General features: G+C 68.8%; 4 protein-coding genes. 1 reads left to right on the top strand and 3 read right to left on the bottom strand.

Going from position 1 to position 6,279, the window contains the following annotated elements; translation table 11 throughout:
• On the bottom strand, nt 1–586 hold a 586-nt coding region (locus GO615_RS26875), incomplete at its 3' end, for a substrate-binding domain-containing protein (RefSeq protein ID WP_169132921.1).
• A gap of 308 nt (nt 587–894) precedes the next feature.
• On the opposite strand from GO615_RS26875, the gene GO615_RS26870 reads away from it, so the two are divergent.
• Nucleotides 895–3,864, top strand: coding sequence for an ATP-binding protein (locus GO615_RS26870; RefSeq protein WP_169132920.1), 2,970 nt, complete (start codon nt 895–897; stop codon nt 3,862–3,864).
• On the opposite strand, the gene torR is transcribed toward GO615_RS26870, so the two are convergent.
• Entirely contained in the window at nt 3,861–4,580 is a 720-nt protein-coding gene (gene torR / locus GO615_RS26865) for a two-component system response regulator TorR (protein WP_169132919.1), read from the bottom strand. The two genes, GO615_RS26870 and torR, sit on opposite strands and share 4 nt — an antisense overlap.
• A 149-nt stretch (nt 4,581–4,729) precedes the next feature.
• The gene (locus tag GO615_RS26860) at nt 4,730–5,908 is read right to left on the bottom strand and encodes a porin (protein WP_169132918.1); all 1,179 of its coding nucleotides are present in this window, start codon (nt 5,906–5,908) and stop codon (nt 4,730–4,732) included.
• Between the last annotated feature and the right edge of the window lie 371 nt (nt 5,909–6,279).

Below are 6,279 nucleotides of genomic sequence, written 5' to 3'. Positions count from 1 at the left end.
AGCCCGCCCCCTGCGGCCCCGGGAACCATGCCACCGGAACCTCCTCGCCGCGCCCCGGATGGCGCCGCACGAGGTACTCGCCGGCGAGGCGCCCCATCTCGTGCCACGACACGCCGACCTTCGCCGCGATGCCCTCGCCCGCGATGTCGTTGACGGTCGCGAGCACCGGCACGCGCTGCGCGATCTCGCCGATGACGTCGGTGAGGCCGTCGAAGGACACCGTGCCGAGGATCACCGCATCGACCTGCGGATCGCTGCCGCAGGCCTTCAACTGTTCGCGCTGGAGCTGCAGGTTGGGATAGCCGCCTGCCTCGACGAGGCGCAAAGCCACGCCCAGCCGTCGCGCCTCGTCGACCATGCCGTAGTTCACACCCAGCCAGTAGGCGTCCTTGATGTGCGGGAAGGCCGCGCACAGCGTCCAGCGCCGCGTCGCCGGCCTTGCCGGCACGTAGGAGGCGGCGATGCCCGCCTGCGAGTAATCGTAGGGAGCCTCCCAGCGCGTGATCTCGCGCGGCGCGGGGCCCGCAGCGACAGCGCTGGCCGGTGCCAGCAGCGCGCTCGCGATGACGACAGGGATACGCCGCATGCAGGTGTTCCGGAGGTGTCGAGGTGCGCAGGCGACAAGACTGCCGCCGCGGGAAGGCGCAAACGCCCGCGTTGCCTGAGTTCGCACCTTGCGCGCAGAATGGTATTCCAATCGCAATGCGGGGACAAAGTCGAGAGGACTCGTACAAACCACAGGGCAGCGCTTCGTGTGGGAGCGGCTTCAGCCGCGAATCGGCGCCATCGCACGCGTCGCGGCCCATTCGCGGCTGAAGCCGCTCCCACAGGAATATCCCCCACGCGCAATTCCAATATGCCGCCACCCCCGCCCCGACCGGACCGACACAGCCGATGAAAGCCTGGATCGCCCGTCTGGATGCGCGCCTCGGCCTGATCGGCAAGCTCGTCGTCGTGCTCGGCGCAGCCGCGCTGCTCACGCTCGCGGTCGCCGCAATCGCATGGTTCAGCTTCCAGCAGGTCGTCGCGACGCAGCGCGCGATCATCGACGACGCGGTGCCGGCGATGGACGCCGTGCAGGCGGTCGCGCGCCTCAACATGCGCGTCGGCGCGGTCGTCGACCGGCTGGGCCGCGCGGAATCGCCCGAGGAGGTCGATCGCCTCCAGCGGACGTCGGGCGAACAACTCGCCGAGCTGCGCGGCCTGCTGCAGCGACTGGAGCAGCGCCGCTTCGAACCGGGCCTCGGCGCGGTCGTTGCGGGCACGCTCGATGCGATCGCGGCAAACCTCGCCCGCCAGGCCGACGAAGTGCGCCGCCGCCTCGCGCTCGACCGGCGGGAACGCGAGCTCTTCGCCACCCAGCAGCAGGCCGTGCTGGCGCTGGTGATGTTGCCGGAGTCGCTCGCGGCGAACGCCTCGACCTCGACGACGGCAACGATCTCCAGCCTCTACCCGCTGATCGAACGCAACCCGCCCAGGGAACGCGTGTTCGAATCGCTGGACCGCCTGGTCGAGGTGAACTTCGATCGCATGGAGCGCATGGCCGAGTTCCAGCTCGCCTGCTTCAACCTCAAGACCCTGCTCGAACGCCTCGAGCGCGAGGACGCCCCCGACGCGCTCGCGGCGCTGCAGGCGAGCTTCGACGGCAACCGCGAGATCCTGCGCCGCCGCCTCGACGACATCATCGACCCCGGCCGCAAGGCGAGCGGCGCCGCGCATTACGCCGTGCTCGCCACCGCGACGGCGGCGGACGGCCTGTTCGCGACCCGCCTGCAGCGCCTCGAGCTGCTACGCAGCTTGCGGCAGCTGCGCGACGACGGGGCCGCGCAGGCGGCACGGCTCACCGAGCAGGCGGGGGCCATGGTAGTCGCCGCACGCGCCGCGATCGACCTCGCCGGCGAGCAGTCGAAGCGCGCCGTCGAACGCGGCATCGTCGGCTTCCTCGCGGTCGGCGCGATCCTGTTCTTCGCCCTCATGGCGACCCTGTGGGTGCTGTTCCGCTACCACGTGCTGGGCCGCCTGCAGGGCATGGAGGCCACCGTGCGCGCGCTGGCGAGCGGCCAGCTCGACGTCGCCATCCCGGCCACCGGCAACGATCCCCTCACCCCCCTCGCGCGTGCACTGGAGCAGTTCCGCGACCATGCGCGCGAGCGCCGGCGCCTGGAAGGCGAACTGCTGCGCCACCAGCAGGAACTGGAGGATCAGGTCGCCACGCGCACCGCGGAGCTGCAACAGAGCAACACCCTGCTCGAACACGAAGTCGCCGAACACGCGGTCGCGCGGCGCGAGGCCGAGGAAGCCAACCGCGCGAAGGCCGTGTTTCTCGCCACCCTCAGCCACGAGCTGCGCACCCCGCTCTCCGGCGTCAGCGGCAGCGTGCAGCTGCTGCGCGACACCGGGCTCGACGCGCGCCAGCAGGAATACGTGCGCATGATCGGCTACGCCAACACGACCCTGCTCGAGATCCTCGAGGACATGCTGAGCTTCTCGCGCCTGGAGGCCGGCAAGTTCGACTTCGAGCAGCTACCGTTCGCGCTGCGCGACACCATCGACAACATGCTCGCGCTGCAGGGCGTCGCGGCACGCACCAAGGGCATCGCGCTGGTGCGCGACATCGCCCCCGACGTACCCGACATCCTCGTCGGCGACCGGCGCAAGCTCAATCAGATCCTGCTCAACCTCATCGGCAATGCGATCAAGTTCACCGACGAAGGCTCGGTGATGGTTTCCGTACGCGCCGATGGCGTCGAAGCGGGCGGACCGGCGCGGTTGCATTTCGCCGTCACCGACACCGGCATCGGCATCCCGTCCGAACAATGCGCCGAAGTGTTCAAACCCTTCGTGCAGGTCGAGGACGCCCGCCACCGCCGCCCCGGCGGCACCGGCCTCGGGCTCGCCATCTGCCAGCGCCTGGTGGAACTGCTGGGCGGGCGCATCGCGCTGGAAAGCGCGCCCGGACAGGGCACGCAGGTCGCCTTCGACCTTCCCTTCGAGCTCGCCGAGGCGCTCCCGCAGGCAGCCTCCGACACCCGCCCCGACAGCGCGCAGCGCGCGCTCGACGTGCTGCTGGTCGAAGACGACGAGATCAACCGCATCGTGTGCGTGCGTTACCTCGAATCCCTCGGCCACCGCCCGCTCGTCGCCGGCGACGGCGAGGAAGCCATTGCGCTGCTCGGCCAGCGCCGAGCCCCGCTCGACGCCGTGCTGATGGACATCAGCCTGCCGGGCGCCTCCGGCGTCGAGGTGGCGCGGGAGATTCGCAAGCTCGACGGGGGCCGCTGGGCGGCCGTGCCGGTGATCGCGATGTCGGCACACGTGTCTGCGGATGCCGTCGCCCGCTACGTCGACGCCGGCATGGCAGGCTTCCTCAGCAAGCCCTTCGACCGCGGGCAACTCGCACGCGCCCTCGCGGCCGCGACCGCCGCCAGCCCCGCCACACCGTCCCGGCCGGACGAGGCCGCCTCATCCGCGACCGGCGAACCGGTGCTCGACGAGGTCTACCTCGCCGCGGAGCTAGACAGCCTCGGCGCCGCGACGCTCGCGCGCCTGCTCGGCCTCTTCCGCGCGGACACCGACGCGGCGCTCGCCGAACTTGACGCCCATCTCGCGGCGAACGACGGACTGGCGCTCGGCAAGCGCGCGCACCGCATGCGCGGCGCCGCCGGCAATCTGGGCTTTCTGCGGGTGATGGCGGCAACGCGCCATCTGGAGAACGCCGCAACGGAGTCGGCGACCGACGTCACCACGCTGGCACCGCTGGTCGAAACCCTGCGCGCGGACTGCCGCGAGGCCTGCGCCGCGCTCGAAGACTGGCTTGGCGCGCAGGAAAGGGGCGAAAAGAATCAAAGGGACGCCGACGGCTAAACGGCGGTGACGTCACCCGCGAACAGGTAACCCTCGCCGCGCACCGTCACGATCAGCTCGGGGTTCCTCGGGTCGTCCTCGAGCTTCTCGCGCAGGCGCGAGATCAGCACGTCTATCGTGCGGTCGTTCGGGTCCCACGCGCGGTGGCTCACGGTCTGCATCAGGCGCTCGCGGCTCAGCACCACGCCCGGGCGGCGCACGAAGCTCGCCAGCAGCTCGAACTCGCCGCGGGTCAGGCTTTCCCGGCTGCCGTCGCTCGCGACCAGGCGCCGATGGCCGACCTCCAGCGTCCACCCGCCGAAACGGTAGGCACTGCGCTCCTGCGTCGCAGGCCGGTTGCGGTTGCCGCGCAGGATGATCTTCACGCGCGCAAGCAGTTCGCGCGCATTGAAAGGCTTGGTGACGTAGTCGTCGGCGCCCGACTCCAGGCCGACGATCTTGTCGATTTCGTCGCTGCGCCCGGTCACGAGGATGATGCCCAGGCGCTCGTCGTGCGCCCGCAGCTCGCGCGCCAGTTCCAGCCCGTCCTTGCCCGGCAGGCCGACGTCGAGCAGCACGACGTCGATGGGCTCGGCTTGCAGCGTGCGCCACATGTCCTCGCCGTTCGACACGGCCAGCATCTCGTAGCCCTCGTTCGAGAAGTAGGCCTCGAGCCGGGCACGGGTCACCGGGTCGTCGTCGACGACGAGGAGTCTGGCGGGTCGATTCTCGATCAAGGTCGGCGAGGAAGGTGGAGGATGAACGGCATGTCGGACGCGCCGCCGGTGCGACGCGCTTCCGATTATATCGGGATTCCCGCTCCCCCCGGATCGACCTGTCCCGCAGGCCCCGGGCGCCTTGCCCGGGGCCACCACTTGCGTGCGACTCAGAAGAACAGGATGCCACCCAGCGAGATGGTGCGGGTCTTCAGATCGCCCGGGAAGATCTCCGCCCCGGTGCCCTTCTCGCGGTTGTACTCGGCCACCAGCGTGATGTACTTGTTCAGGCTGTGATACACGCCGAGCGTCGCCGAACGGAACTTGTTGGTCTCGCTCAGCGTGCCGCTGCTGTCGCGGTTCTCGCCGTAGTTCAGGCCGACCTTGGTCTTGCCGAACTTGTACGTGCCCTGCACGAAGTAGCCCTTGCCCTTGGTCTTCTCGAAGGGCGAGAAGTACAGCGCGCCGACCGTCGATAGCCCCAGCCCCTTCGCGTCGAAGCCGTAGGCCACCGCCTCGAAGTTGCCGATGCCGATCTTCGCACCGAGCTCGTAGCCGTTGGCATCGAAGCTGCCGTCGCCACTCGTGCCCTGGTGGATGTAGCCGGCCCACAGCGACCCGGTCGTCGTCTCGCTCGCCTTCCAGTCGTAGTTCAGCATCGCCTGGAAGCCCGGGTCCTTGGTCTCGTCCCCGGCGAACTTGTTCGGATCGAAGATGCCGGCCGAGGCCGAGAAGCCGCCCATCGTCGGCGTCGTGTAGGTGATCTGCGGTTGGAAGCCGGTGTACATGTAGCCGTGGCCGATCATGCCGAAGGTGGTGTTGAACGGCGTCGCCGCGTAGCTGTTGCCGCCCAGGCCTAGCAGCGTCATGTCGGAAAGGATGATCTTCTGGCCGAACAGGCCGATGTCGCGGCCGAGCTTGATCGTGCCCCAGTCCGGCGCGCCGAACTGGAAGTACAGGTTGCGGGTATCGATCTGCGAGAAGGGGCTGTCACAGCCGGTCGCCCCGCCGCAGCCCGGGTTCGTCGGCAGGCCGACCACGTCCGACTTGTCGTTGATGCCGGGCGCGAAACCCACGTGCGCCTTGATGTCCAGCCCCTCGACCTTGGTCGTGAACACGAAGTTGATCCAGCCCGGCAGCAGGCCGTTGGTCAGCGCGGAGTCGTGAGTCTTCACGCCACCGGACTCGGACGTGCGGTTCGAATAGAAGCCGTTGATCGTCCCGTTGATATCGATCGTCGAGTCGCCCTGCGAGAAACTCACCGCATGGGCCTGCCCCAGACCGAGCGCACACAGTGCACCCGCCATCGCCGTCCGCTTCAGCACACCCGTTTTCGCACGAATAGTCATGTCTTCCTCCTTGGCCTTTGGTTTTGCTGCCTTGTTTGTTTGCGTTCCGCCCCCGCGCCCCTGTCCCGCAGGGCGCCAACCGGTGCGTGCAGCCTCGCCGGTGGGCGGGCCTGGGCGCACATCGCAAACTCCGGGCCAAGTCCGGATTGCTGCACTTTGACCACTTTTTTCGCGATTTTCGCTACGCATCACCCCCATATCGCCGCACACATCTGATCCGCTTTGACACAGCGCGCCGGCTCCCGGCGATACAGTTGTTACAGGGTGGAACACCCCCACCCCTGGCAGGCGGGGACATTCGCCCGTTTGCGATTGCCACCGTCCGCGAATTGGCGGAACATTCCCCCGACACCTGTCTCTTATCCACATCT

The sequence above is a fragment of the Aromatoleum evansii genome, assembly GCF_012910805.1.
In the GTDB taxonomy this organism is placed as follows: Bacteria; Pseudomonadota; Gammaproteobacteria; order Burkholderiales; family Rhodocyclaceae; genus Aromatoleum; species Aromatoleum evansii.
This window is presented reverse-complemented; position numbering and strand designations above follow the sequence as displayed.